At 69.6% G+C, this 23,045-nt stretch carries 22 protein-coding genes and 1 tRNA gene; 9 read left to right on the top strand and 14 right to left on the bottom strand.

Features of this window, described 5'->3' with window-relative positions; all coding sequences use genetic code 11:
- The first annotated feature begins 410 nt into the window (after window positions 1-410).
- Entirely contained in the window at window positions 411-1,301 is an 891-nt protein-coding gene (locus tag JQS43_RS11970; protein WP_239679159.1) for a carbohydrate-binding protein, read from the top strand.
- Between the two features lie 47 nt (window positions 1,302-1,348).
- Here the strand turns inward: JQS43_RS11970 and thrS are convergent, their stop codons facing one another.
- The 3 genes from thrS to JQS43_RS11955 all read right to left on the bottom strand — a co-directional run bounded on the left by thrS (window position 1,349) and on the right by JQS43_RS11955 (window position 5,453).
- Window positions 1,349-3,370, bottom strand: coding sequence for a threonine--tRNA ligase (gene thrS, locus JQS43_RS11965; protein ID WP_239679158.1), 2,022 nt, complete (start codon window positions 3,368-3,370; stop codon window positions 1,349-1,351).
- A gap of 182 nt (window positions 3,371-3,552) precedes the next feature.
- Entirely contained in the window at window positions 3,553-4,902 is a 1,350-nt protein-coding gene (locus JQS43_RS11960) for an MGH1-like glycoside hydrolase domain-containing protein (RefSeq protein ID WP_239679157.1), read from the bottom strand.
- The gene (locus tag JQS43_RS11955) at window positions 4,899-5,453 is read right to left on the bottom strand and encodes a hypothetical protein (protein WP_239679156.1); all 555 of its coding nucleotides are present in this window, start codon (window positions 5,451-5,453) and stop codon (window positions 4,899-4,901) included. Before JQS43_RS11955 ends, JQS43_RS11960 begins: the two co-directional genes overlap by 4 nt.
- A 35-nt stretch (window positions 5,454-5,488) precedes the next feature.
- Between JQS43_RS11955 and JQS43_RS11950 the strand changes: the two genes are divergently transcribed.
- Together JQS43_RS11950 and JQS43_RS11945 are read left to right on the top strand one after the other, a co-directional pair.
- Window positions 5,489-6,175 carry a response regulator transcription factor gene (locus JQS43_RS11950; protein WP_239679155.1) on the top strand — a complete coding sequence of 229 codons (687 nt, stop codon included), beginning with the start codon at window positions 5,489-5,491 and terminating at the stop codon, window positions 6,173-6,175.
- Between the two features lie 56 nt (window positions 6,176-6,231).
- The gene (locus tag JQS43_RS11945; RefSeq protein ID WP_239679154.1) at window positions 6,232-7,644 is read left to right on the top strand and encodes a HAMP domain-containing sensor histidine kinase; all 1,413 of its coding nucleotides are present in this window, start codon (window positions 6,232-6,234) and stop codon (window positions 7,642-7,644) included.
- A gap of 294 nt (window positions 7,645-7,938) precedes the next feature.
- Here the strand turns inward: JQS43_RS11945 and JQS43_RS11940 are convergent, their stop codons facing one another.
- Genes JQS43_RS11940 through JQS43_RS11925 form a run of 4 tightly spaced genes read right to left on the bottom strand, consistent with a single transcriptional unit; the run spans window position 7,939 to window position 12,181 of the window.
- Window positions 7,939-8,817, bottom strand: coding sequence for an SMP-30/gluconolactonase/LRE family protein (locus tag JQS43_RS11940; protein ID WP_239679153.1), 879 nt, complete (start codon window positions 8,815-8,817; stop codon window positions 7,939-7,941).
- A gap of 21 nt (window positions 8,818-8,838) precedes the next feature.
- The gene (locus JQS43_RS11935; protein WP_239679152.1) at window positions 8,839-10,389 is read right to left on the bottom strand and encodes an MFS transporter; all 1,551 of its coding nucleotides are present in this window, start codon (window positions 10,387-10,389) and stop codon (window positions 8,839-8,841) included.
- Window positions 10,376-11,053, bottom strand: a complete 678-nt coding sequence (locus JQS43_RS11930) for an LppX_LprAFG lipoprotein (RefSeq protein ID WP_239679151.1) — start codon at window positions 11,051-11,053, stop codon at window positions 10,376-10,378. Before JQS43_RS11930 ends, JQS43_RS11935 begins: the two co-directional genes overlap by 14 nt.
- Window positions 11,054-11,092: 39 nt before the next feature.
- Complete coding sequence (locus tag JQS43_RS11925; RefSeq protein ID WP_239679150.1) at window positions 11,093-12,181, bottom strand: mechanosensitive ion channel family protein; 1,089 nt, start codon at window positions 12,179-12,181, stop codon at window positions 11,093-11,095.
- An 85-nt stretch (window positions 12,182-12,266) separates the two neighbouring features.
- Between JQS43_RS11925 and JQS43_RS11920 the strand changes: the two genes are divergently transcribed.
- Complete coding sequence (locus tag JQS43_RS11920; RefSeq protein ID WP_239679149.1) at window positions 12,267-12,902, top strand: GNAT family N-acetyltransferase; 636 nt, start codon at window positions 12,267-12,269, stop codon at window positions 12,900-12,902.
- Here the strand turns inward: JQS43_RS11920 and JQS43_RS11915 are convergent.
- Together JQS43_RS11915 and JQS43_RS11910 are read right to left on the bottom strand one after the other, a co-directional pair.
- Window positions 12,804-14,333 carry an MFS transporter gene (locus JQS43_RS11915; protein WP_239679148.1) on the bottom strand — a complete coding sequence of 510 codons (1,530 nt, stop codon included), beginning with the start codon at window positions 14,331-14,333 and terminating at the stop codon, window positions 12,804-12,806. The two genes, JQS43_RS11920 and JQS43_RS11915, sit on opposite strands and share 99 nt — an antisense overlap.
- Window positions 14,334-14,387: 54 nt before the next feature.
- Entirely contained in the window at window positions 14,388-14,819 is a 432-nt protein-coding gene (locus JQS43_RS11910) for an SsgA family sporulation/cell division regulator (protein ID WP_239679147.1), read from the bottom strand.
- A gap of 381 nt (window positions 14,820-15,200) precedes the next feature.
- On the opposite strand from JQS43_RS11910, the gene JQS43_RS11905 reads away from it, so the two are divergent.
- Window positions 15,201-15,272, top strand: a tRNA-Val gene (locus JQS43_RS11905).
- Window positions 15,273-15,347: 75 nt separating this feature from the next.
- Here the strand turns inward: JQS43_RS11905 and JQS43_RS11900 are convergent.
- Entirely contained in the window at window positions 15,348-16,616 is a 1,269-nt protein-coding gene (locus JQS43_RS11900) for an ATP-binding protein (RefSeq protein ID WP_239679146.1), read from the bottom strand.
- Window positions 16,617-16,883: 267 nt separating this feature from the next.
- Here JQS43_RS11900 and JQS43_RS11895 point away from each other — a divergent pair, with 267 nt between their 5' ends.
- The 4 genes from JQS43_RS11895 to JQS43_RS11880 all read left to right on the top strand — a co-directional run bounded on the left by JQS43_RS11895 (window position 16,884) and on the right by JQS43_RS11880 (window position 18,187).
- On the top strand, window positions 16,884-17,087 hold the full coding sequence (locus tag JQS43_RS11895) for a DUF6290 family protein (protein WP_239679145.1): 204 nt from the start codon (window positions 16,884-16,886) through the stop codon (window positions 17,085-17,087).
- The gene (locus JQS43_RS11890; protein WP_239679144.1) at window positions 17,084-17,464 is read left to right on the top strand and encodes a type II toxin-antitoxin system death-on-curing family toxin; all 381 of its coding nucleotides are present in this window, start codon (window positions 17,084-17,086) and stop codon (window positions 17,462-17,464) included. Before JQS43_RS11895 ends, JQS43_RS11890 begins: the two co-directional genes overlap by 4 nt.
- Window positions 17,465-17,621: 157 nt before the next feature.
- On the top strand, window positions 17,622-17,906 hold the full coding sequence (locus JQS43_RS11885; RefSeq protein ID WP_239679143.1) for a type II toxin-antitoxin system Phd/YefM family antitoxin: 285 nt from the start codon (window positions 17,622-17,624) through the stop codon (window positions 17,904-17,906).
- A gap of 95 nt (window positions 17,907-18,001) precedes the next feature.
- Window positions 18,002-18,187, top strand: a complete 186-nt coding sequence (locus tag JQS43_RS11880; RefSeq protein WP_239679142.1) for a hypothetical protein — start codon at window positions 18,002-18,004, stop codon at window positions 18,185-18,187.
- A gap of 49 nt (window positions 18,188-18,236) precedes the next feature.
- Here JQS43_RS11880 and JQS43_RS11875 read toward each other — a convergent pair whose 3' ends face one another.
- From JQS43_RS11875 to JQS43_RS11860, 4 genes are all read right to left on the bottom strand, one after another.
- The gene (locus JQS43_RS11875; protein ID WP_239679141.1) at window positions 18,237-19,268 is read right to left on the bottom strand and encodes a LacI family DNA-binding transcriptional regulator; all 1,032 of its coding nucleotides are present in this window, start codon (window positions 19,266-19,268) and stop codon (window positions 18,237-18,239) included.
- A gap of 112 nt (window positions 19,269-19,380) precedes the next feature.
- Window positions 19,381-20,418: an ABC transporter permease subunit gene (locus JQS43_RS11870; protein WP_239679140.1), complete on the bottom strand. Its 1,038-nt coding sequence runs from the start codon at window positions 20,416-20,418 to the stop codon at window positions 19,381-19,383.
- On the bottom strand, window positions 20,415-21,506 hold the full coding sequence (locus JQS43_RS11865) for an ABC transporter permease (RefSeq protein ID WP_239679139.1): 1,092 nt from the start codon (window positions 21,504-21,506) through the stop codon (window positions 20,415-20,417). The genes JQS43_RS11870 and JQS43_RS11865 overlap by 4 nt, the downstream gene beginning before the upstream one ends.
- Window positions 21,503-23,041 (bottom strand): sugar ABC transporter ATP-binding protein, encoded by a 1,539-nt coding sequence (locus JQS43_RS11860; RefSeq protein ID WP_239679138.1) that lies wholly within the window; start codon window positions 23,039-23,041, stop codon window positions 21,503-21,505. The genes JQS43_RS11865 and JQS43_RS11860 overlap by 4 nt, the downstream gene beginning before the upstream one ends.
- Window positions 23,042-23,045: the final 4 nt, after the last annotated feature.

Genomic DNA, 23,045 nt, shown 5'->3' with positions numbered 1-23,045 from the left:
ACCAGGCGGGGGCAAGGCGGCCATCAGGCCTCGACCGCAAGGGCTCCGGGGAGCACTGGCCAGCGACTCACCGACCCGAGCGACACAGCCACAAATTGTGTCGGGGCATAGCGCATCAGCACGACTCGAAAGCGCTGCGGAATTCAAGCTCACCGAATCCACAACGCATTACCCGGGCCGTCCCGAGCATTTACAGCGATCGCTGGCTCCGCGAGGCCGCGGCGCAGCCATTCGCACTGACGCAGACGATGGACACCAATATTGCGAGTCGACTCCCCCTCCGCACCAGCCACCACACGTGACCGCCCCGCGACAGGATATCGAAGGATGCCGTGCACCGCGACACGGCGCTTGCCCCGGTGGGCGGGCCACGCTAGCCTGCCACGGTCGTCCGCGACGGGGAGGTGGGCATGACCGGCGACGACCAGGTCCGGAGCGAGCCCTTCCTACCCGGCCACCGGCCCGGGGTCGATGGTCCGACCACGCCGCCGCCCGCGCCAACCCGGCAGTGGTGGGAGGACGCCCCAGACCCCTGGGATCAGCCGCAATACCAGCCGGTAGGAGCCGGCGACGGTGACCCGGCCGAGGAACCACTGACTGAGCCGGGTCGGTCGACCGAGCGACGGTTCGGACTGCGCCGTGCCACGGTCGTGATCGTCCTCACCGGCACCGTCCTCATCGGGACTGGAGCGCTCGCCAGCGCGCTCCGTCCCGAACCCACCGCGCTGCCGGCGCCGCCCAGCCCGCCCGCTCGGCAGGACGACCCGACAGCCGCCCCGCACGCCCGGCTGGGTGGTGCTCCCTCACCCACGCTGTCGCCGAGTCCAACGGCGGCGCCGAGCGCTACCGGTGCGGGCACGACCGAGCCCCCGACCACCCCACCGGCGGCGACCGAACCGCCGCCCCCTGCGCCCCCACCGCCGGATCTCCGCTCGTTTGAGGCCGAGGCGGCCGAGTTGGGTGGGCGGGCCCGCGTCTACTCCACCGAGGCCGCCTCCGGCGGGCAGGCAGTCGGTGACCTCGGCGGGTTCGGGCTGCACTATGTACGGTTCGGGGCGGTCACCGTCGAGCCCGGCGAGTACGAGCTGACCTTCCACTACCTGTCGAGCCGCGATCGACGCGGGCAGTTCTCGATCAATGGTGGCCGGTTGACCACTGTCGACTTCCCCGCCGCGGGCGACGACGCGGTGGCGACGGTCACGGTGACGGTGGAGCTGTCGGAGGGGGAGCACACCATCTGGTTCGGCAACACTGGTCGGCGCGCTCCCGACCTGGACCGGATCACCATCGTCAGCTCCTGATCTGGCGGCCGGCCTAGCCGGTCGTCAGCTCCGGAGCTGACGCCCCGTTACTCCGCGGACGGTCCCTGGTTGGTCCGGGAACGGATCACGTTCGCCACATGGGTCACGGCGGCGTCGAACGGGACCCCGTTGCGCTGGGAACCGTCCCGGTACCGGAACGAGACCGTGCCGTCGGTGACATCCGAGTCACCAGCGATCGCCATGAACGGGATCTTCTGCTGCTGGGCGTTGCGGATCTTCTTCTGCATCCGGTCGCTGGAGCTGTCGACCTCGGCCCGGACACCCTCCGCCCGCAGCCGGGTCACGAACTCCGCCAGATAGTCGGCGTGGTCGTCGCGGACCGGGATGCCGACCACCTGGACCGGCGCGAGCCAGGCCGGGAAGGCGCCCGCGTAGTGCTCGGTGAGCACCCCGAAGAACCGCTCGATCGACCCGAAGAGCGCCCGGTGGATCATGATCGGGCGCTGCCGGCTGCCGTCCGCCGCCTGGTACTCCAGATTGAACCGCTGCGGCAGCTGGAAATCGACCTGGATGGTGGACATCTGCCAGGTCCGGCCGATCGCGTCCCGTGCCTGCACGGAGATCTTCGGACCGTAGAAGGCCGCCCCACCCGGGTCGGGCACCAGCTCCAAGCCGGAAGCCTCCGCGGTTACCCGGAGCGCCTCGGTCGCCTCGGCCCACTCCTCCGGCGCCCCGACGAACTTCGCCTTCGAATCGTCGCGAGTGGACAGCTCCAGATAGAAGTCGTCGAGCCCGTAGTCGCGGAGCAACCCCAGCACGAACTCGAGCAGGCTGGTGAGCTCCCCAGTCATCTGCTCCTTGGTGCAGTAGATGTGGGCGTCATCCTGGGTCATCCCCCGCACCCGGGTCAACCCGTGCACCACACCTGACTTCTCATACCGGTACACGCTGCCGAACTCGAACAGCCGCAGCGGCAGCTCCCGGTACGAACGGCCCCGGGACCGGAAGATCAGGTTGTGGAAGGGGCAGTTCATCGGCTTGAGGTAATACTCGGCCCCCTCCATCGACATCGGCGGGTACATGCCGTCGGCGAACCAGGTCAGGTGCCCGGAGGTCTCGAAGAGGTTGGCCTTGGTGATGTGCGGGGTGTTGACGAACTCGTACCCCGCCTCTTCATGCCGGCGCCGGGAGTAGTCCTCCATCTCCCGGCGGATCACCCCGCCCTTGGGGTGGAAGACCGGCAGCCCCGAGCCGACCTCTTCCGGGAACGAGAACAGGTCCAGCTCGGCACCGAGCTTGCGGTGGTCGCGCCGGGCCGCCTCCTCCAGCAGCTTCAAGTAGCCCTTGAGCTGATCCCGGGTCGGCCAGGCGGTGCCGTAGACTCGCTGCAGCTGCGGGTTGGCCTCGCTGCCCCGCCAATACGCGGCGGCGGTCCGCATCAGCTTGACCGCCCGCGGGTCGATGAAGTGGGTGGTGGGCAGGTGCGGCCCACGGCACAGATCCGACCAGCAGATCGCCCCGCTGCTCTGATCGAGGTTGTCGTAGATGGTGAGCTCACCGTCGGTGTCCCCGCCGAGCTCCATCACCTCCGAGTCGTCGAAACCGCCACCGCGCTCGGCGAGCAGATCGAGCTTGAACGGCTCGTGGGCTAGCTCGCTGCGGGCCTGCTCGACGCCGTCGAACCGGCGCCGGCGAAACCGCTGGCCGGACTTGATGATCTCGACCATCCGCTGCTCGATCTTGCCCAGATCCTCCGGGTGGAGCGGCGGGACATCGAAATCGTAGTAGAAGCCGTTCTCCACCGGCGGGCCGATACCCAGCTTGGCCTGCGGGTAGAGGTCCTGCACCGCTTGGGCGAGCACGTGCGCGCAGGAGTGCCGCAGCACCGCCAGGCCGTCGGGAGAGTCCAGCGGCACCGGCTCCACGGTGACCTCGGTCTCGGGCACCCACGCAAGATCCCGGAGCCGGCCGTCGCCGTCCCGCACCACCACGACCGCGCGCGGCCCCTTGGTAGGGGCGCCGGTTGCGGCCACCGCGTCGGCACACGTCGTCCCGGCCGGAACCACGACGGGTGCCAGCTCGACGGCGTTGCTGCGGGATGCGGACACGGCTGCTCCTCAAGATCACGGCGGTTCGGGCGGACCCCGCCCGACTGGCTATGCTATCGCCACCCTCCCCCGAGTTGAGCAGACCACCACGGTGCTTCGCGTTGTGCTCGGGGTGGAGCTGTTGCTGGTCCCGGCGGTGCTGCTGCGGCAGGCCCGGGTCGCCGCCGGCCATCGCGGCCCGGTCAACCCTCCGGGTGAGCCAGCAGGTCCAGTGTCAGCGCCGCGGTCCAGCTGAACTCCGGCGTACCGATGCCGGCCCCGGTGGTGGTGTGGAAATACTCGTAACACCCCGACCGCCGCACCACGTCGATCATGGCTCCGCGTAGCGCCGTCGCCAGGGTCGGCTGACCATGCTGCCGCAGACCTCGCCAGAGCAACCAGTTCATGTTGATCCAGATCGGTCCGCGCCAGTATCGCTCCGGGTCCAGATCCGGCGCGGTCCGGTCGTAGCTGGGCAGCGGCAACGAAACGTGCTCATTCAGCCCGAAGGCCGGTGCGGCCGCCTCTACCAACAGCGACTTGACCTGGGCGGTCGGCAGATCCGGCAGCAGCAACGGCAGCAGCCCACCCAGATATCGCACCGGGCTGAGCTGGTCGATGTAGACGTCTCGGGCGTGGAACATGCCGGTTGCCGGGTCGAAGAGTCGGTCCACCAACACGTCGGTGAGCCGGTCGGCCCGCTCCCGATGCGGTTGCGGGTCCGCCCCCACCACCGGGGCGATCTCCGCCAGCGCCAACTCCGCGGCGATGATCAGGCTGTTGAAGCCCGGACACTCCACAAGGAACGGATAGCGCTCGCCTGGGCCGTCGTCGAGGTAACCATGGTCGCGATAACGCTGGGCAATCAAGATGTAGCGCGCATAGTCGGCGTCGGTGGGCCGGTGGGAGCGGTGGGACACCTCGAGATCCCGGCGCTGATACTTCTCCAGCAGCGTGAGGTCGGCCGGCACCGCGGCCAGCGCCGCATCCCAGGCGGGCGAGTTGTCCTGACCGGACTCCCACGGGTGCACCAGGCACGCCAGGCCAGACCCGCCGATGTCGCGGTGAGTGGTGAGATAGCGCTGCTGGGCCACGAGTCGGGGATAGAGCCAGCCGAGCTCGGCGGCGGCGCGCTCGCGACTCTCCGAATCGGGCGAGTGACGGTAGATATCCCACGCGGCGAGCGCGTGGACCGGCGGCTGCACCAGCCCGCTGGTGGGTCGCTGCGGCGCGGCCGGGACGTCGGTGGAGCGCCAGAACGCGGGACCGGGAAAATACCGCTCACGGCCAGGTTTCGGATCGGTCATCGCCGCGGCGTCGAAGACGATGTGGGGCACCCGCCCATCGGCCCACTGGGCCTCGAACAACGTCCGCAGATCGTGCCATGCCCGCGCCGGCGCCACGTGCGCCAACCCGACCGCGATGAAGCCGGTGTCCCAACTCCATTGGTACGGGTAGAGGGTGCGGGAAGGAACGGTGTGGTCGTGCCACCAGTTGTCCGCGAGCGTGGTTACCGCGAGCTGCCATAGCTGCTCCTCGGATATGCCACTCATACCGTCTCAGTTACCTCCGCATACGGTCCGTCTCGCCACATTACCCAGATTCGTGAGGTCTGCTCCACTGATTCGAACGAAAGGATGAGTGAGCTACGCGACCACCGGTTGACCGCGACCTCGTACCCTGGATTTGCGGTGTGCTCCACGACCCGTACCTCCCGCCGGTTTACGTGGAAGGTCACCTCGCCGCCCCGAACGATGAATGTCCGTTCCATGGTGCGACCATCATCTAGCTCCCGCCACTCGGAGGTCGCCGGCAACATCGGCTGCGGCGGCGGCGGTTCCGGGGGGTCGGTGGCGTCCGGCGTCGGAGTCGGAGTCGGCGACGGAGCCGGCGTCGGAGATTCCGACGGCGACTCAGTTGGGGTGGCGTCCCGCGCGGTCGGCGACGGGGGCGGCACCGCCTCCCGCAGTTGCGAGGCCGAGAGCCGGGGCGGCAGCTCCGGACTCGTCGCGGCCAGCAACGGCTGCAACCCCACCCACGAGCCGGTAACCGCGACCACGGTGGCGAGCAGCCAGGCTAAGACGTAACCAAGCGGTCTGCGCATTCCCACATCTTGCTACACCCAGTACGGTGTCCTCCATGGCGACGGTGCTACTGGTGGAGGACGATCATGTCGTGCGCAGCGCGATGCTGCGCTCATTGACCGACCGCGGGCACGCCGTCCACGCGGCGAGCACCGCGCTGGACGCGCTGCGACGGGTCGCGGCCGACGCGCCGGACCTGATCGTGCTCGATCTCGGTCTCCCCGACCTGGACGGCGCCGACGCCTTACGGATGCTGCGCGGCATCACCGACACCCCGATCATCATCGCCACCGCCCGCGACGACGAGTCGGAGATCGTTAAACTACTGCGTGCCGGCGCCGACGACTACATGGTCAAGCCGTTCAGCGGCCCACACCTGGACGCCCGGGTGGCCTCGGTGCTGCGCCGCTCCGGGGTGGCCAGCCGCAGCGAACCCACCGCCATCCAGGTGGGCGGCCTGCGAATCGATGTCGGTCAGCGACAAGCTCAGCTCGACGGGGCCCCGCTGGAGTTGACCCGCAAGGAGTTCGACCTACTGGCGTACCTCGCGGCCCGTCCCGGCCGGGTGGTGTCCCGCCGAGAACTGCTGGAGGAGGTATGGCGACAGCCGTCGATCGGCGAGGACCAGACCATCGACGTCCATCTCTACTGGCTACGTCGAAAGCTGGGCGAGACCGCGGCGAAACCGCGCTACCTGCACACCGTGCGGGGGGTCGGGCTGCGGTTGGTGGCGCCCGCCTAAGGCGGCAACTCGCCATCCACTCGGTCGCGATCGCCGCGCTGGTCGCGATCGCCTTCATGATCCCGCTCGGGCTGCTGGTGGAGCAGCTGGCCCAGGAGCGCGCGCTCGCCCAGGCCGAGCGGCGGGCCGCGATCGTCGTGTCGGTGCTCGCGGTCACGACCGACCCGAACGCGGTCGAGCAGGTGATCGCCTCGGCGCAGGGCGACACCCCCGCCGAAAACGGCGGCGGCGGCCAGCTCGCGGTGCATGGGCTGGCCGAGCAGCCGCTCGGCACCAGCTACGCCGCGACCACCGACCTCACCCGAGCCGCCCAGCAGCAACACACCGTGCTCGCCCCACTCGACGACGGGGTCGCGTACCTGGAGCCGGTAGAGATCGGCGACGACCAGCTAGCCGTGGTGGAGGTCCACGTCCCCAGCGCTGCGCTACGCGGCGGGGTGTGGGCCGCCTGGGGCGCGCTGGTAGTGGTCGCCGCCGGGCTGGTCCTCGGTTCGGCGTTGGTGGGCGACCGGCTGGCGAACCGGATGGTCCGCCCAGCGCGCAGCCTCGCCGACGCCGCCACCGCGCTCGGCGACGGTGCCCTCGACGTCCGGGTGACCCTCAGCGGCCCCCGGGAACTCGCCGAAGCCGGGTACGCGTTCAACCAGATGGCCGACCGGCTGGCGGCCCTGCGTACCGCAGAACGGGAAATGGTGGCGGATCTGTCCCACCGGCTCCGCACTCCGCTGACCGGACTGCGGCTGGACGTGGAGGCGTTGGAGGCCGCCGAGGCCGACGCGTTGGCCGCGCACGAGCCCCGGGCCGGCGGCTACGGGTACCCGGCCGCCGACGACGACGATCGCTACCGCACACTAGCCCGGGTCCGCCAAGCGCTCACCACGCTGGAGCACGAGATCGACGTCCTGATCCGGACCACCCGGCAGGCGACCCAGGCGACCGCGGACGAGCCACCGCCCCCGGGCCGCTGCGACGCTGGCGAGGTGGTCGCGGAACGGATGAGCTTCTGGTCGGCGGTCGCCGGCGACCAGGACCGCCCGTGCGAGGTGGTCGTCCCGCCGACCCCGGCCCCGGTGCGGGTGCCCGGGGCGGAGCTGGCGGCAGCGCTCGACGCGGTGCTCGGCAACGCGTTCCGATACACCCCCCAGGGGACCGCGTTGGAGGTGGCGGTCTCCCGGCACGACGGCTGGGTGGCGGTCCGGGTCGATGACGCCGGCGCCGGCATCGCCGACCCGGACCGCGCGCTCACCCGCGGCGCGAGCGACCAGGGTTCGACCGGCCTCGGCCTGGACATCGCGCGCCGGGTCGCGCAGACCGGCGGCGGTTCGGTGAGCGTCGGCAACGGCCGGCTCGGTGGCGCGAGCGTGGTGATGTTGCTCGCCGACGCGGAGGCTCCGCCGCCGTCGGCGCCCAGCCGCCGCGGCCTGATCGGCCGGCTGACCCGGGAACCCCGCCTCTCGCGCAGATCATGAGCGGGTTGACCGACACGCTCGGCGAGTCTGCTCACCCGGTCATGATCGGCCGGGATCTGTCCGGGGTCGCAAGTCTTCCTTAGGTCCGGCTTAATCCGGTCACTAGCCCATTGACCAGCGCATTGAGGCAGCTATCGTCGAGAGCGTCCCACCCGGTTTCGCCGGATCGACCAAACCGATCAGCCCACCACGATCCGGCGCGACCACCGCGCGCGCAGCGGGTTGTGCCCGCCCCCATCTCGAGCAGGCCCGCTGCCGCGCATCAACTCCCACTCCCCACTGCGAGTGGCCGGCTCAGCCGGCGAACCGTTCGACCGGTAGCCCCGTGACATCACCGGGCTCATGGACATAGATCAGACCAGCGCGGGGATCATCCCGATCCAGCCGTGCCGTCGTAATGATCAGCTGCCGGTGGTCGGGGCCGGCGAACGCACACGAGGTAACCATCGGGGTACCGACCTCCACCACCCGGTCCAGCGCTCCCTCCGGGGTGTAGCGTCGCACCGCGCCACCGTTGAACAGCGCCACCCAGACCCCGCCGGCGGCGTCCACGCACAGCCCGTCCGGGCTGCCCTCGCCGGCGACCGTCACGAACGGGCGCCGGTTGGTGATCGCCCCCGAGGCGAGGTCGAAGTCGAAGACGTCGATCCGGCCGGTGGGCGTGTCGACGTAATACATCAACCGGTGATCTGGCGACCAGCCCAGACCGTTGCTGATGGTGACCTCCCCCAACACGCGCACCGGGGCCGACGCGCCCGGATCGAGCCGGTAGAGCGCCCCCGCCCCGGGCGTCTCGTCGTACGCCATCGTGCCCAGCCACAGCCGGCCGGCCGGGTCGGCCTTGGCGTCGTTGGAACGGCGGGCCGGCGCGTCCGCCGCCGGCGGCGCCCCCGCGACCTGATCCGCCTCGGCGAAGGTGCCCAGGTGGCGCTGCTGGCCCGCGTCGTCCAGCAGCACCGGCCCGGCCGGCAGACACAGCACCATGCCGCCGCCGCGGCGAAGCACCGCCGCGCCGACATGACCCGAGGTCGTCACCTCCCCGGTCTCACCGGTGGCGAGATCCCGCCAACGAACCCGGCAGCCGAGGATGTCCACCCAGCCCACTCGGCCGGTCGCTGGGTCGTAGAAGGGCCCCTCGGCGAGCTGGCAGGGCCGGTCATCGAAGACGTCCATGCCGCCGATGGTACGTGCTGATCAACTCCGTTCGCGGCCCGGCAGGGCGAGGCTGACCACCGCGGCTACCGCGCAGAGCGCCGCGATGATCGCGAAGATCTCTGCGTACTCGGTGCGCATCGCGGCCTGTAAACCATCGGTGTAGACGGCGAGCGCACGTTGATACTCGGCCTCGGTGACGCCGATCGGCAACGGCGGCGGCGGCAGCTCTGCCGTCAACTGGTGGAACCGGTGATGCCCCCAGGCCGCGAGCGCCGCGACCCCGACCAGCATGCCGACCATCCGGGCGACCACCACCGCGGCCGAGGCCACACCATGGGCGGTGGCCGGGGCGATCCGCAGCACCGCGGCCGACAACGGCGCGATCACCAGCCCGAGACCGGCACCGGCGAGCGCCAGGTCCACATCCAACCGGGGCAGCGACAGCGGCCCGACCTCGTAACGGGCCGCGAGGAGGTCATCCGGCCAGGCCGCCACCAGCAGATAGCCCGCCGCGGCCAACGCCATGCCGGCGACCGCCACCGCCCGCTCGCCGACTCGGCGCACCAGCCAGCCACCGAGGACGGCGCCGACCGGGAGCGCGGCGAGGAACCGCACCAGCAGCAGCGCCCCGCCGACCGAGTCCCGACCCAGCACGGTCTGGGCGAGCAACTGCATGTTGACCAGGGTGCCGAGCAGAGCGGCGCCCGCGAGCAGGCTGGCGACGAGGATCGCCACCAACCGGCCAGTGTGTACCCCGGTGGTGTCGAGCAGTGGCCGCCGGCCACGGGCCTGATGCCACAGGAAGGCTGCGGTCACCACCGCTGCCGCCGCCAACGCGGCCGGCCCCCACGGCGGCAACGCCCCCTGCTCCGGTTCGTGCTGGTAGAGCCCGACCACCGCCAGGCCGAGCGCGAGCGCGAGCAGGGTGCCGCCCAGCACCGGCACCGCTGGCGGCCCGCCGTGAGCCGGTGTCGGGCGTCCGCCCGGCACCGTGCGGTGGATGACGACCGCGGCGACCGCGACCAGCGGCAGATTGAGCCAGAACACTCCCCGCCAGCTCACCAGCACCGCCAGCCCGGCGCCGTAGAGCGGCCCCAGCACCGCACCAAGCTCCTGCGCGGCGTTGACCGCACCCAACGCCACCGCGCGGCGGGCGGGGCCGCAGACATCCGCGACCAGCGCCAACGTGACCGGCAACAACGCCCCGCCGGCGAGCCCCTGCAGCAGCCGGCCTCCCACCACCAGCGGCAGCGAGGTGCCCAGCGCGGTGACCACCGAGCCGACCGCGAATCCGGCCAGGCACAGGTGGATCACCAGCCGGCGCCCGTAGCGGTCGGAGAGGCTGCCCAACAGCGGCATCCCGGCCACATAGCCGAGCAGGAAGCCGGTCACCAGCCAGGTGGCACGCTCCAGCCGGTTCACCGGGATCTGCAGGTCGGCCATGATGTCGACCAGCAGCGTGACCACTACGTACGCGTCGAGCGCCGCGACCAGCACGGCGGTGGCGCCCACCCCGACCACGGTGGCCCGACGCCCGTGCTCGGCGGCGGCCCCGGTCGGGGCCGCCGCAGCTGGTTCACGAAGGGGCACTGATCTCCACCGGCTCGTTGAACTCCGACAGCTCCACCGTGAGCACCCCCTCAGGCTCGTCCGGCACCGGCACCGGGAACTCCGCCCGGTGCAGCAGCGGCTGCTCCGCGCCGATCCAGACCGTGCCCGGCAGATCCTCCTCGACCGGCCCCGGCAACAGCACCGACAACTCGCTGGCCTGGAAGTTCGCGGTCACCTCGTACTCGTCGCCGGCGCGGCCCACCACCTCGGCGTCGGTCGCTGTCCGCAACAGGTTGGCGACGCCGCGCTCCGGATCCAGCACCGCCGACGGGTCGTAGATCACTTGCGCGTCGGCGAGCGGAAGCTCCGCCCAGGCGCCGACGAGCTGGTAGTGGAAGGTCTCGTCGACCACCACGAACTGCAGCTGCAGCTGCTGCCCCAGCTGTTCAAGGTCGGCGGTGCCCTCGGCGTCGCCCTCGTCGGTGATCACACCGTCCACGCCGTACACCGGAAGGTCAGCGAACGGCTCCTCAGTGGCCAGCCGCATCCGGACCGTGGTTACCGTCGCCATCTCATCGGCGGCATCGGCGAGCAGCTCACTGCCCTCCGGAAGCTCGCCCTCGTCGTCGGCTTCGCCGGTGCAGGCAGCCGCCAGCAGCAGCGCCGTCGCCAGTGCCGGCGCGGCGATCAGGTGTCTACGCATACGCGGCATGGTAGACCTCCCGTACCAGTGGTTACCGCGTCAGGCGCCGTTGCTCCCGTTCGGGGTCAGGTACCCGACGGGTTCCTGGTCGCCGCCGCCACCGCTGACCTCGGTTCGGGTCCGGGGCAGCGCGTACGGGTGATGGATCTGCAGCCACTCGACCAGGTGTTCCCGCACCGCGCAGCGCAGGTCCCAGGAGGCGTCGGCGTTCGCCGCGCTCACCAGCCCTCGTACCGTGACCAGACCGCCGGTCGCCTCGACCACCTGGAGGGTGGCGACCCGCCCGTCCCACCGCGGATCCTGCCGGGCCACCCGTTCCAGCTCGGCGCGCAGCTCCCGCACCGGCACCGCCCAGTCCAGTTCGAACATGACCGTACCCAGGATCTCCGCACCCCGCCGGGTCCAGATCGTGAACGGCGTGGTCGTGAAGTAGGAGGTGGGCAGCACCAACCGGCGCTGGTCCCAGATCCGGACCACCGCGTAGCAGAGCGTCAGCTCTTCGACGTGGCCCCACTCCCCCTCGACGACCACCACGTCGTCGAGGCGCAACGCACCCCCGAACGCCAGTTGCAGGCCTGCGAACAGGTTGCCGAGCGTCTGCTGGGCGGCGAACCCGGCGACCACCCCGGCGAGGCCGGCGGAGGCGAGCATGGTGGCGCCGAAGGTACGCACACCGGGGAACGTGGTCAGCGCGGTCCCGACGGTGAGCACCGTCACCAGCACCACGGTCACCCGGCGCAGGATCATCACCTGGGTCTGCACCTGCCGGGCGGTGCGGTTGTCCGGCCCGTCGGTGCGCAACCGGGACCGGGCGCCGTCCTCCAGCACCAGCAGCATGACACCGAGTAGCCACCCAGCTGCGATGATCACTGCGATCAGCAACGCGTGGAGCAGCGGATCCCGCCAGAGGCCGGTGTCCGTCGTGGCTACCACCGCGATGCGCACCAGCAACAGCGAAACCAGCAGCTGAGTGGGCCGGTAGGCGCGGCGGGTCATGCTGGCGAGAAACCACACCCGTTGGCCGGCGCGCAGCAGCATCCGGTGGCCCACCTCGACCGCGAACAGCCCGACGGTCGCCGCGCACGCCACGACGAGCAGTGGGCCCAGGCTCTGCCACAGCTCAGCCACGGTCGTACCTCCCCCCGCACGATGAAACCAGCTCGCCCAGCGTGCCCGGTTCGCCGCAATAGCGGCAATACCTCGGTGGTGGAATATGCTTCGTGTCGTCCACCACATGCCCCGGGAGGTCGGCGCCGTGCACATCCGCCGCTACCAACCGTCGGATCACGAGGCGCTCTACGACATCTGCCGCCGCACCGGCGACCGCGGCGGCGACGCTACCCAGCTGTACGCCGACCCGCGGTTGCTCGGCCACGTCTATGTCGGGCCCTACCTCGCACTCGCCCCGCAGTGGGCGTTCGTGCTCGACGACGGCGCCGGGGCGCCCGCCGGGTACGCGGTCGGCGTCCCGGACACGGCCGGCTTCGCCGCAGCCTGTGAACAGCACTGGTGGCCGCCGCTGCGGCGGCGCTACCCGGCGCCGACCGGACCGGCCGATCGGCACACCCCGGATCAGCGGCTGGCGCGGTTGATCCACGATCCGCCAACCGCCCCTGACTGGGTCCTGGCGCGCTACCCCGCGCACCTGCACATCAACCTGCTCCCGCCGGCGCAGGGGCAGGGCCGAGGCCGAGCCCTGATCGGCACGCTGCTGCCGGCCCTCGCCCAGGCCGGCGCTGCCGGCATCTATCTAGGGGTGGCGGTCGACAACCACCGGGCCATCGGCTTCTACCGGCGGGTCGGATTCGAGTCGCTCGACGACGGGCTGTTCGCCCGCCTGCTCCCCTGAGCGCCCGCCGGCGCCCGCCGGCAGCGTCGCCCGGGCGACCAGCATCCGGTCGACCTCGGCGATGTCGGCCGGCGCGCTCCGGGAAGCGCGCCAATACATCACCCCGGTCGGGATGAAGAAGAGCTGAAAAGCGGCCAGCCCCACCGCGAAATTCAACGGCGGCGGCAGCGACCGCTCCAGCGCCTCGAAGCTGCGCACCACCAGATAAGTCCCGAGCGTCCGGCCCACCCCGTTGACCAGATTGCCGGCGCTGAAGACGGTGCCGCGGTGCTCCGGCGGATTCACCTCCACTACCAGCGCGAACCAGTTCGGCGACTGGGCGGAGACCAGCGCGAGCGCGACCAGCGCGACCAGGAAGGTGGCGGCCATCGTCGGCTCGGTGACCAGGCTGCGCATGAGACCGACGACGATCTCGCCGGTGGTCGGGTCCGCCGCGGGCAACTCCAACCGAAGCGGGAAGAACACCAACGCCACAAACAACGGCGTGGCCGCCAACACCCCCACCGCGGCCACCAGCGCCCGACCCCGCGGAGTACGGCGTTGCAGCCGGTCCCCCACCAACGCCCCCACCAACGACAGCACCCCGCCGCTGAGCAGCATGACGGTGAACACGCTGCCGACCACGATCGCGGTGGACTCGGCGTACCCCAGGTCTTCGACCTTGGCCTGGAACAGTCGCGGCAACCACACCAGCGAACCGAACGCCAGCTGGGCGGTCAACCCCTGCGCCACCAGCCACAGGTTGGTCCGCCGGGCGGCGATCCGGGGGAGGTCAGCCCGACTGATCCGATGGTCGTACTCGCCGCCGGACTCGTAGAGCGCCCGCAACGCCGGCTCGCTCTGCCCCCGACGAATGTCGTAGGTGAAAAGGTAAGCGAAGGTAGCCACCAACCCGACAATGGTCAGCACCCGGAACGGGGTCCGCCAGTCGGCGGCGCCCAACACCCCCGCCAGCGCCACACCGGCCAGCGTCCCGACCCCCTGCGACAACCCCCACAGCCCCATCACCAGGCCCCGCCGCCGGGGGGTGATCAGGTCGCTGACCACGCTGAAACCGACCGAAGCGACCGCCCCGAGGCCGATCCCGGCGAACGCCTGGGCGGCGAGGAAAGCCGGGTAGCTGCCGACCACCGTGGTAGCGCCGATCCCGGCGGTCCACATCAGGGTGCCGACCAGCAGCAGGCGCTTCCGGTTGCCGCGATCCCCCACGTAGGCCCACGCCACCGCGGCTACCGCGGTCAGCAACAGGTTTACGGCGACCGCCGCCGCGACCACCGGCTCGGCCACGCCGAGGTCGCGGCTGATCGGGCTCAACAGCGGCGGCGGCAACGCGATCGCGACGTTGTCCAGCGCGGCGAGCACGATGAACACGACCACGCTGTAGACCCGGTGGGCGCAGCCGCCGCGCCAACGCCGAGGGGTGGCAGTCACGCAGGCACTTTAGCCCGCGCAGCGGCCTACCTCCGGTGAGTCTGGTCGGGCCGGTCAGCGACCGGCGAGCAGCCGGGTCACCGCCGTGTCTACGTCGAGGTGGTCGGCCTCCCGGCCGCGCGGCACCACCACATAGGTGCGGCGCAGGAACCGCACCAGCACGCTGCGGGGCACCTCGAACAGGGCGTTGCCGTCCGGCGACGACAACGCCAGCGCGACGAAGTCCCCGCGGGGCGTCGCCCACGGCCATACCCGCACGTCCCCGATCCCCGCCGGCTCGTCGAGCCCGGTGACCAGCAGTTCCCGCGCGAACGACCAGCCGACCGCCTCGCCACCGGCGGCCTCGGCATGGAATAGGACGTTCACCGCGTATGGATCGGCTGGGTCATAGCGCAGGCTGGCACGCACCGGCAAGGCGGTGGCATCCGGCGCCACCAACCGCAGCGACGTCTCGACCTCCACGGTCGTTGGCTTGATAACACTCATCGGCATACTCCCCCCGGCACCGCAGCGGGGACACGCGTACCCCGCCCTTCCCATATTCAGGCGACGCACCCCGTCACGCTCCGCCATGAGCTTATCTCACCCTGTAGTGGGAAAACACGCCATACCGACATTCCTTATTTTCCATTTTCGCGTAAGGTGTCTGTTTTGCCCTTGGCCGGGGAGAGCGCCATACGTCGGGTGCGGTGCGGACTCGACCTACCTCCGTAACGCCACCAGGGCCAAGACGGTGACGGCCGGCCGCACAGAAAACTCACACGCGTGTAAGTTGCCCGGTTTGCTCCAGAAATCGCGCGACACCCCGCCGCAGGCACCCCCTGGATGCGCCGACCGCCCTGCCTCCGGTACAGTTATGCGGCGCCCGGGCGATTAGCTCAGCGGGAGAGCGCTTCGTTCACACCGAAGAGGTCACTGGTTCGATCCCAGTATCGCCCACTTTCTCGACGTACTCGAACCGTGCCGGGTGGCATCACCCGCGGTTTCGCTGATCGATGGCGATAACGGCGTCCGTTACGGGCCGAGTAGGGCCAGCGGGATGACGGCGACGCCGTCTTGCCGACGGTAGGCGTGTTCGCCCGCGTAGATGACGGCGGCGTCAATCAGGTCATTGCCGACTCGGTCGCGCAGCCAACGCAGGTGCTTAGCATCGGCATCCTCGACTCGGTCGGCCAGCTTGATCTCCATGGCCAGAACCTTGCCGTCCGCGCGCTGTACGACAAGGTCGACTTCGTGGTCGTTGTTCCGGGTACGGAGATGACCCACCAACGCCTCGGCCGCCTCGGCGTAGGTGTGGATGCTGAGCGCCGCGAGGTGCTCGAACAGCGCGCCGAGGATCGTGCCCTCTGACAGGCTTGTGCTGCCCTGCTCGGCGCGCAACAGCGCGGCGGCATCGAGCCCGAGCAGTCGCGCAGCTAGCGCGGGGTCGGCCAAGTGGTGTTTGGAGGATTGACCGAGTCGGTCGAGGTGGTTGTGGCTAGGGATCCACGGAGGTATGGCATCAAGCAGCCAGAGAGACGACAGTGCGTCACGATAGGCGAGGGTGGTCTGCTTGGCCGGCTTGTTCGCCAGCCCGCCGGTAGCTGCGTCGAGGATCTTCGAATAGGCCGTCGTCGTCGACGTGGCGGCGGCATAGGCGCCAAGCCAAGCCCGCAGGACTGCCGGCCGGCGGACCGGATAGCCCTGCTCAGGGAACTCCCGCTGCACGACGTTGTCCAGGTAACCGTCCAGTTCCGCTCGTCGCACGCGGGCTGGTAGTCCACGGATGGCGGGAAACCCCGATGCAACGATCTCCTCGACGTAGTCCGCCAGCCGGAGTTTCGTTGTTCCACCGACATCGCGGTTGCCGGCCAGCAGCTCAGCCAGGCCAACGGTCGGGGTCTCGATGCCGCGCTCCGCCAAGCTCAGTGGACGCATCCGCATCGGCACGATCCGCCCGGCGCCCGAATGGACCACCGCGCCCCGGGGTGCTGAGCTTCCGGCGAGGAGGAAGTGGCCCGGCGGCGAGCCGGCGTCGACCGCATGCCGCACGTGGTCCCAGACCTCGGACAGTCGCTGCCACTCGTCCACCAGCACCGGCCCGGGCAGGCGGGTCAGGATAGCGGGGTCAGCCGTGACGATCTCGCGCTGGGCGGGAAGGCTGAGATCGATGACCGATGCGGCCCGCTGCATCGCCGTCGCGGTCTTTCCGACACCTTTCGGCCCGTGGATGGACAGGGCGCGAAGGTCAGGCTGAAGCTCATCCAGCGTGTCGTCGATTATCCGACGCCGATACGTGACCATTTTGCTACTCTACCAAACGCAGAATTTTTAGTCTCCCAATCGCAGAGCGTTTAGCCTGCCAATCGCAGCCTGGGCTCGGGTGGTGATCACATCCGGTTCCGGACGGCTCCGACTGTGACCGCAGGCGCCCGGACCACCGGCGCGCGGTTCGGATTCTGGGTAGTTCGGCCCCACACAGATCATGTGCTCGAACCACGGCTACGTCGGTTCGACCTGCAGCGCACTGGAACCACGGGCGGGCGGTATCACGGCTGGTATCATGGCCCCATGGCGATGACTCTACGGCTGGCCGATGACGAGGCCGACGCTTTGCGTCAGCGGGCTGAGCTAGAGTCCCGATCGATGCAGGAGGTAGCCCGGCAGGCGATCCGCGAGTACGTCGAGAACCACAGTCGGGCCGACCTACTCGACCGGGTTCTCGACCAGGAACTTCCTCGCTATGCCGAGGCGCTACGCCGGCTTGGCGAATGATCCACCTGACGCTGCCAGAACTACTCCGGATCGCCGAACGGGTCATCGACAGCGAAGTCAAGGTCCGCGACTACGGTCTGCTGGAGTCGGCGCTGGCCCGGCCGCGGGCGAGCGCCTTCGGCCAGGACGCCTACCCGAACCTGGATGAGAAGGCGGCAGCGTTGCTGCACTCGCTGGCCCGCAATCATGCGTTGATCGACGGCAACAAGCGGCTGGCATTGGGCGCATTGATCGCCTTCTACGGCCTCAACGGTCGGCGACTGACGCTCACCAACGACGCTGCCTACGATCTGGTCATGGCCGTGGCCGCTGGCGCCCTCGACGATGTCGGGGGCATCGCCGCCGCGCTCGCACGCGCCACCACCACCTGGCTCTGATCTGCTGTCCACGCGGCAACTGGGCATCCCTAACGATGCCGGCAGGAGGGGCTCACAGCCATATTCTGCGGTCGCCCGAGCCTTGGATGGTGGCATCGGGCGCCTGACGAGCGAATCGTAGGTACAATGGCACCGTTGTAGGCACAGGAGGCTGATCATGAGTGCGGTTTCGGTGCGTGAGTTCTCCTACAATCCGAGCGCGATGTTCGCACGGGTCGAGCGCGGGGAGACCATCCAGGTAACTCGGCATGGCACCGTCATCGCTGTGCTCCTGCCCGCCGCTGGCGTGCTGGACCGGTACGCCTCGCTGGTCGCAAAAGGGCTGCTTCGACTCAAGGCGACCACCACCGACGAGCTCGACTCGCTTCCGCGCTATGAGGTGCCCCCAGAGGCTGATCCGCTGGAGACGATGCTGGCCAGCCGCGCGGAGGACGATCGTTGATCTACCTGGACGCCTCGGCCATCATCACCTTGATCGCTGGACGCACGCACGCACCTGAGCTCAGGGACTTCCTGGCTGCGAAACCGACCATGCCGATGGGGACCTCCACACTCGGGTTCGTAGAGACGGTCCGCACTCTCGATCAGATCGGCAACTACCCGAGCGTCATGGCCGACCTGGTCGCAGGATTCACCGAGATCCTCGTGACCGAGGAGGTCCGCGACGCCGCCCATGCTCTCGGCATGCCAGTGGCCGCCCCCGGCGCCAGCACTCACGGCTGACCTACCTGCTCGCCCTGCCGGACCTGCTCGACGGGGAACGAACGCGTGCTCAACCGGCGCGAGGCGCCGTGCTCTGCCGTAACACCAGGGTGGGGCGCACTGCCGACGGTGTGGCGACGGTCCGGGCCCCGGCGTCGCTGTCGAGCAGGTCCAGCAACAGCGCCATGCTGCGGCGACCGACCTCGTCGAAGTCCTGCCGCACCGTGGTCAACGGGGGAAGCAGGAACTCCGCCTCCGGAATGTCGTCGAACCCGACGACGCTAATGTCGTCCGGCACCCGGATGCCCCGCTCGTGCAGCGCCCGAAGTAGACCCAACGCCATCTGGTCGTTGCCGGCGAACACCGCCGTCACCCCGGCGATTGCGGATAACGCCAGACCCGCGGCGTAGCCGGACCGGGCACTCCAGTCCCCTACCATCACCGGCGGCACGGTGGCCCCCGCCTCCGCCAGCGTTTGCCGCCAGCCCTCGATCCGGTCCCGCGCCTCCAGCCAGTCGCTGGGACCGGCGATGTGCCACACCGTCTCGTGGCCCAGCTCGAGGAGGTGGCGTACGGCCAGTCGGGCGCCGTCGACCTGGTCCACCGCCACCGAGGGCAGGGCACTGTCGTGACCGGCCTCCACCGCCACCGCGACCAACCCGTTGGGAAGGTTGTGCAGCGCGGCGGCGGCGGACATCTGCGGGGCGATGATGATGACACCGTCGACCCCCTGGTCGGCCAGCACGTTGGTGGCGTCGAGCACACTGGTGCGGTCGACCCGCTCCAGGGTGACGATGCTGACCCCGTAGCCGGCCACCCGCGCCGCCCGCTCGATGCCGAGCAGCGTCGATGCGGGGCCGAACAGGATCGTGTCGAAGCTGACCACCCCCAAGACCCGGGAGCGCCGGCTGACCAGCCCCCGGGCCATAGCGTTGCGCCGATAACCCAGTTGAGCGATCGCCCGCAGCACCCGCTCGCGGGTCTCCGGGTGCACCCGCGGGTTGTCGTTCAACACCCGCGAGACGGTCTGGTGGGAGACGCCGGCCAGCTGGGCGACGTCGGTCATCACGGCCGGCCGGGCCTGGTCTGGAGCGGCTGTCATGACGTCTCATCTGGTCGCTGTCGCACTGTGCCCCGTCCACTAGTGAGCTGCGAGTTACCAATCTAGCGCCGGGACAGCGGCGGTCGCGGCCGGCTCGACCGGTCTGCTGTGCTCACTCGCGTCTGCGGCCAATGACGCCCCGCTGCAACAGCACGAAGATCAGCAGGATGCCCCCGGTGATGATGGTGGTGGCTTCGGGCGGGATGCCGCCGTCGCGGGTGATGAGCACCGTCATCAGGCCGAGCACCAGGGCGCCCACGACCGAGCCGAGCACGAAACCGGCTCCGCCGGTGAGCAGCGTGCCACCGATCACCGTCGCGGCGATCGCATCGAGCTCCCACCCGACACCGGTGATGTTCTGCGCGGCGCCCAGCCGCGAGGTGTAGACCACCGCCGCTAGACCCGCCAACGAACCACTGACCACGTACGCGAGCAGCTTCGTCCGGGCGACCGGGAGGCCCATCAGCGACGCCGACCGTTCCGACCCGCCGATCGCGTAGATCGTGCGCCCGAACCTGGTCCGGTGCAGCACGAACACCGCCGCCACAACGACTAGTGCGGCGAGGATGACGTTCGGGGTGACGACGAGGTCGTTCACTCTGGGGCCGTCGATCAGCTTGAAACCGTGGTGGAGCAGCCGTAGCTCCGAGTCGACCGGGAGCCGCTCCGGCACGGTGCTGAGCATCGAGGCGAGCCCGCGGGCGAGGAACATCGTGGCCAGGGTGGCGATGAACGGCTGGACGTTGAAGTACTGGACCAGCGTGCCCGAGATCGCTCCGAAGCCGGCGCCCATCGCGACCATCAGTACGATCACCACCCACGGGTTCCACCCCGCGTTGATGAGGATCACCCCGGCGACCGACGAGAACGCGATCACGGCGCCGACTGACAGGTCGATCCCGCCCATGAGGATGACGAACGTCATCCCGACCGCGATCAGCACCAGGTGCGCATTGTTGATCAGCAGGTTCGACATCGTGTTGTACTGGACGATGCCGCCATAGACGAGTTCGCCGTACCCCACCATGCTGAAGAAGATCGCCAATGCGGCAAGGGTGGGGAGCGCCCGGCGGTTCGACTCCCACAGCCGGCTGAACCGTTCGACGTACTCGGCGCGGGCTTGCTGCCTCTTATTGGTCGTCGTGCTCATGCCGCCACTTCTTCTTCCTTAGCGGTGGACGGGTGGTCGGCCTGGCTGGGCGGAGGATCGTTCGCGGCACGACGGCGGCGGAAGATGCGTGCCCGCACCCGCTCCGACTGCAGCAGACACAGGATGATGATCACCACGGCCTTGAACGCCGGGGTCGCCGACGACGAGACACCGAGGAAGACGACGGTCTTGTCGAGGGTGGCGATCAGCAGCGCTCCGACCGCCGCGCCACCGATCGAGAACTTCCCGCCGGCCAGCGCCGTCCCGCCGATGACGACGGCCAGGATGGCGTCGAGCTCAAGCTGGTAGCCGGTGCGCGAAACGTCGACGGTCATGACGCTGGACACCGCGAACACGCCGGCGACGCCGGCGAGCACGCCGCTCATCGAGTAGACCGCGACGAGCAACCCTCGGCGCTTGAGGCCCGCCATCCGGCTGGCCCGCGGGTTGATCCCGATCGCCTCGATCATCAACCCCAACGCGCTGCGGCGTACGACCAGCGCCACCAGCACCACGATCGCGGCAGCGATCAGGAACACCACCGGTAGGCCCAGCAGGTAGCCGTTAGCGATCCACCGGTATGGATCGTTGGCCGCGGTGGTGTTCTGGCCGGACGTGATCACCTTGGCGATGCCGCGACCGGCGAGCATCATCACCAGGGTGCTGATGAAAGGTTGCAGACCGACGAACGCGACCAGAACCCCGTTCACCGCCCCGAGCGCGCCACTGAATGCGAGCGCGAGCCCGACCGCTGCGAGCATGGCGGTGACCGAGGTGGTGTCGCCCAGCGCGGCGAGGAACTCCATGGAGACCGCTCCGGCCACCACCATCAGCGAGCCGACCGAGAGGTCGATGCCCTTGGTGGCGATGACGAGCACCATCCCGACCGCGATCATCAGGATCGGCGCCGCGGCGCGCAGGATGTCGACGATGTTGCCGGACAGGTTGCCGGCCGGGTTGACCGTGACGGCGAGGTAGTTCGGGTCCCGGACGAGGTTGACGCCGAGCAGGAAAAGGATCGCGACGATCCCCCAGAAATACTGCCGGCGTACGAGCGCGCCGACCCACGGCCCTGCTCGATCCGTCACGACGACTCCTCCTCCGCGGCGGCGAGGCCGCGCTCGATGTTGCCCTCGTGCTCCGCGATGATCTCGACGATGCGTTGCGCCGTGACGTCCGTTCCGTTCCCGAACTCATCGATCTTGTGGTGGTCTTTGAGGACGACGATGCGCTCGCTCAGCCGTACCACCTCCTCGATCTCGGACGAGATGAACACGACGGCCACCCCGCTCTCGGCGAGCTGCGCCACCTCTTCCTGGATCTCCGCCTTGGCCCCGACGTCGATGCCGCGGGTGGGTTCGTCGAGGATCAACAGCCGGGGCTGGACCGCCAGCCACCTCCCCAGCAGGACCTTCTGTTGATTGCCGCCGGAGAGGTTCTTGATCAGTTGCTCGGGGTCTGCCGGCCGCACGTTCAGCAGGGTCAGGAATCGCCGTACGATCTGGTCCTGCTCGCGGCGCGACAGCGGTCGGGCCCAACCCCGCCGCGCCTGTACGGCGAGGATGAGGTTCTCCCGTACCGTCAGGTCGTCGACGATGCCCTCGTCGCGGCGGTTCTCGGTGGCGTAGGCGATACCGTGGTCGAGCCCGTCGACGGGCGTATGGATATGGGCAGGCTCACCGTCGATCATGACCTGGCCGCGGTCGGGCCGGTCGGCGCCGTAAATCAACCGGGCCAGCTCGGTGCGGCCGGAGCCGAGCAGCCCGGCGAAGCCCACCACCTCACCCGGGTGCACCTCGACGTCGGTGGGTTCAAGCGAGCCGGCCCGGCCCAGACCCACCACCCGCAGCAGCGGCGTCGCCGAGCGGTCCCGCTCGCTGCCCGGTTGGCTGGAGCCGAGCGCCCGGAGGGCACCCAGATCTTTGCCGATCATCTTGGAGATGAGCGTCGACCGGTCCAGTTCCCGCCGGCGGTACTCCCCTTCGAACCTGCCATTGCGTAGCACGGTCAGCCGGTCGCTGAGCGCGAAGACCTGGTCGAGGAAGTGCGAGACGAACAGGATCGCCACGCCTTCGGTACGCAGCTGCTTGATGACTTTGAAAAGCGCCGTGACCTCAGCGGCGTCGAGGCTCGAGGTCGGCTCATCAAGGATGAGCACCTTGGCGTTGACGACCATCGCCCGGCTGATCGCGACCAGCTGCTGCAACGCCAGCGAGATGCTGGCCAGCGGTAGCCGCGGGTCGAGCCGTTCGAGCCCCAGCTTGGCGAGCGCTTCGGTCGCCACCCGGTAGGTGGCGCGCCAGTCGATCCCGAGCCGCCTGCGCACCTCGTGACCGAGCATCACGTTCTCGCCGATGGTGAGGTTGGGGCAGAGGTTCACCTCCTGGTAGACGGTGGCGATGCCGGCAGCTTGCGCCTCGGCCGTACCGTGCAGCCGGCGTTGTTCGCCGTCGATCAGAATCGTGCCGGCGTCGATCGAGTAGACCCCGGTGAGCGCCTTGATGAGCGTCGACTTCCCCGCCCCGTTCTCCCCCAGCAGGCTGTGCACCTCGCCGGGGAAGAGGCGGAAGCTGACATCGTCGAGCGCTTTGACTCCGGGGAAGGCGATCGAGATTCCGGTCATCTCG

This window comes from Natronosporangium hydrolyticum, assembly GCF_016925615.1.
GTDB classification, from domain to species: Bacteria; Actinomycetota; Actinomycetes; order Mycobacteriales; family Micromonosporaceae; genus Natronosporangium; species Natronosporangium hydrolyticum.
The sequence above is the reverse complement of the archived record's forward strand: the minus strand, read 5'-3'. Positions and strand labels throughout refer to the sequence as shown.

Coding starts and splice junctions, on each gene's coding strand:
- JQS43_RS11930 (WP_239679151.1), bottom strand. CDS start 11,053: ATGCGTAGACACCTGATCGCCGCGCCGGCACTGGCGACGGCGCTGCTG.
- JQS43_RS11895 (WP_239679145.1), top strand. CDS start 16,884: ATGGCGATGACTCTACGGCTGGCCGATGACGAGGCCGACGCTTTGCGT.
- JQS43_RS11960 (WP_239679157.1), bottom strand. CDS start 4,902: ATGAGTGGCATATCCGAGGAGCAGCTATGGCAGCTCGCGGTAACCACG.
- JQS43_RS11945 (WP_239679154.1), top strand. CDS start 6,232: ATGATCCCGCTCGGGCTGCTGGTGGAGCAGCTGGCCCAGGAGCGCGCG.
- JQS43_RS11885 (WP_239679143.1), top strand. CDS start 17,622: ATGAGTGCGGTTTCGGTGCGTGAGTTCTCCTACAATCCGAGCGCGATG.
- JQS43_RS11970 (WP_239679159.1), top strand. CDS start 411: ATGACCGGCGACGACCAGGTCCGGAGCGAGCCCTTCCTACCCGGCCAC.
- JQS43_RS11950 (WP_239679155.1), top strand. CDS start 5,489: ATGGCGACGGTGCTACTGGTGGAGGACGATCATGTCGTGCGCAGCGCG.
- JQS43_RS11955 (WP_239679156.1), bottom strand. CDS start 5,453: ATGCGCAGACCGCTTGGTTACGTCTTAGCCTGGCTGCTCGCCACCGTG.
- JQS43_RS11870 (WP_239679140.1), bottom strand. CDS start 20,418: ATGAGCACGACGACCAATAAGAGGCAGCAAGCCCGCGCCGAGTACGTC.
- JQS43_RS11860 (WP_239679138.1), bottom strand. CDS start 23,041: ATGACCGGAATCTCGATCGCCTTCCCCGGAGTCAAAGCGCTCGACGAT.
- JQS43_RS11900 (WP_239679146.1), bottom strand. CDS start 16,616: ATGGTCACGTATCGGCGTCGGATAATCGACGACACGCTGGATGAGCTT.
- JQS43_RS11875 (WP_239679141.1), bottom strand. CDS start 19,268: ATGACAGCCGCTCCAGACCAGGCCCGGCCGGCCGTGATGACCGACGTC.
- JQS43_RS11940 (WP_239679153.1), bottom strand. CDS start 8,817: ATGGACGTCTTCGATGACCGGCCCTGCCAGCTCGCCGAGGGGCCCTTC.
- JQS43_RS11880 (WP_239679142.1), top strand. CDS start 18,002: ATGGGGACCTCCACACTCGGGTTCGTAGAGACGGTCCGCACTCTCGAT.
- JQS43_RS11890 (WP_239679144.1), top strand. CDS start 17,084: ATGATCCACCTGACGCTGCCAGAACTACTCCGGATCGCCGAACGGGTC.
- JQS43_RS11910 (WP_239679147.1), bottom strand. CDS start 14,819: ATGAGTGTTATCAAGCCAACGACCGTGGAGGTCGAGACGTCGCTGCGG.
- JQS43_RS11920 (WP_239679149.1), top strand. CDS start 12,267: ATGCTTCGTGTCGTCCACCACATGCCCCGGGAGGTCGGCGCCGTGCAC.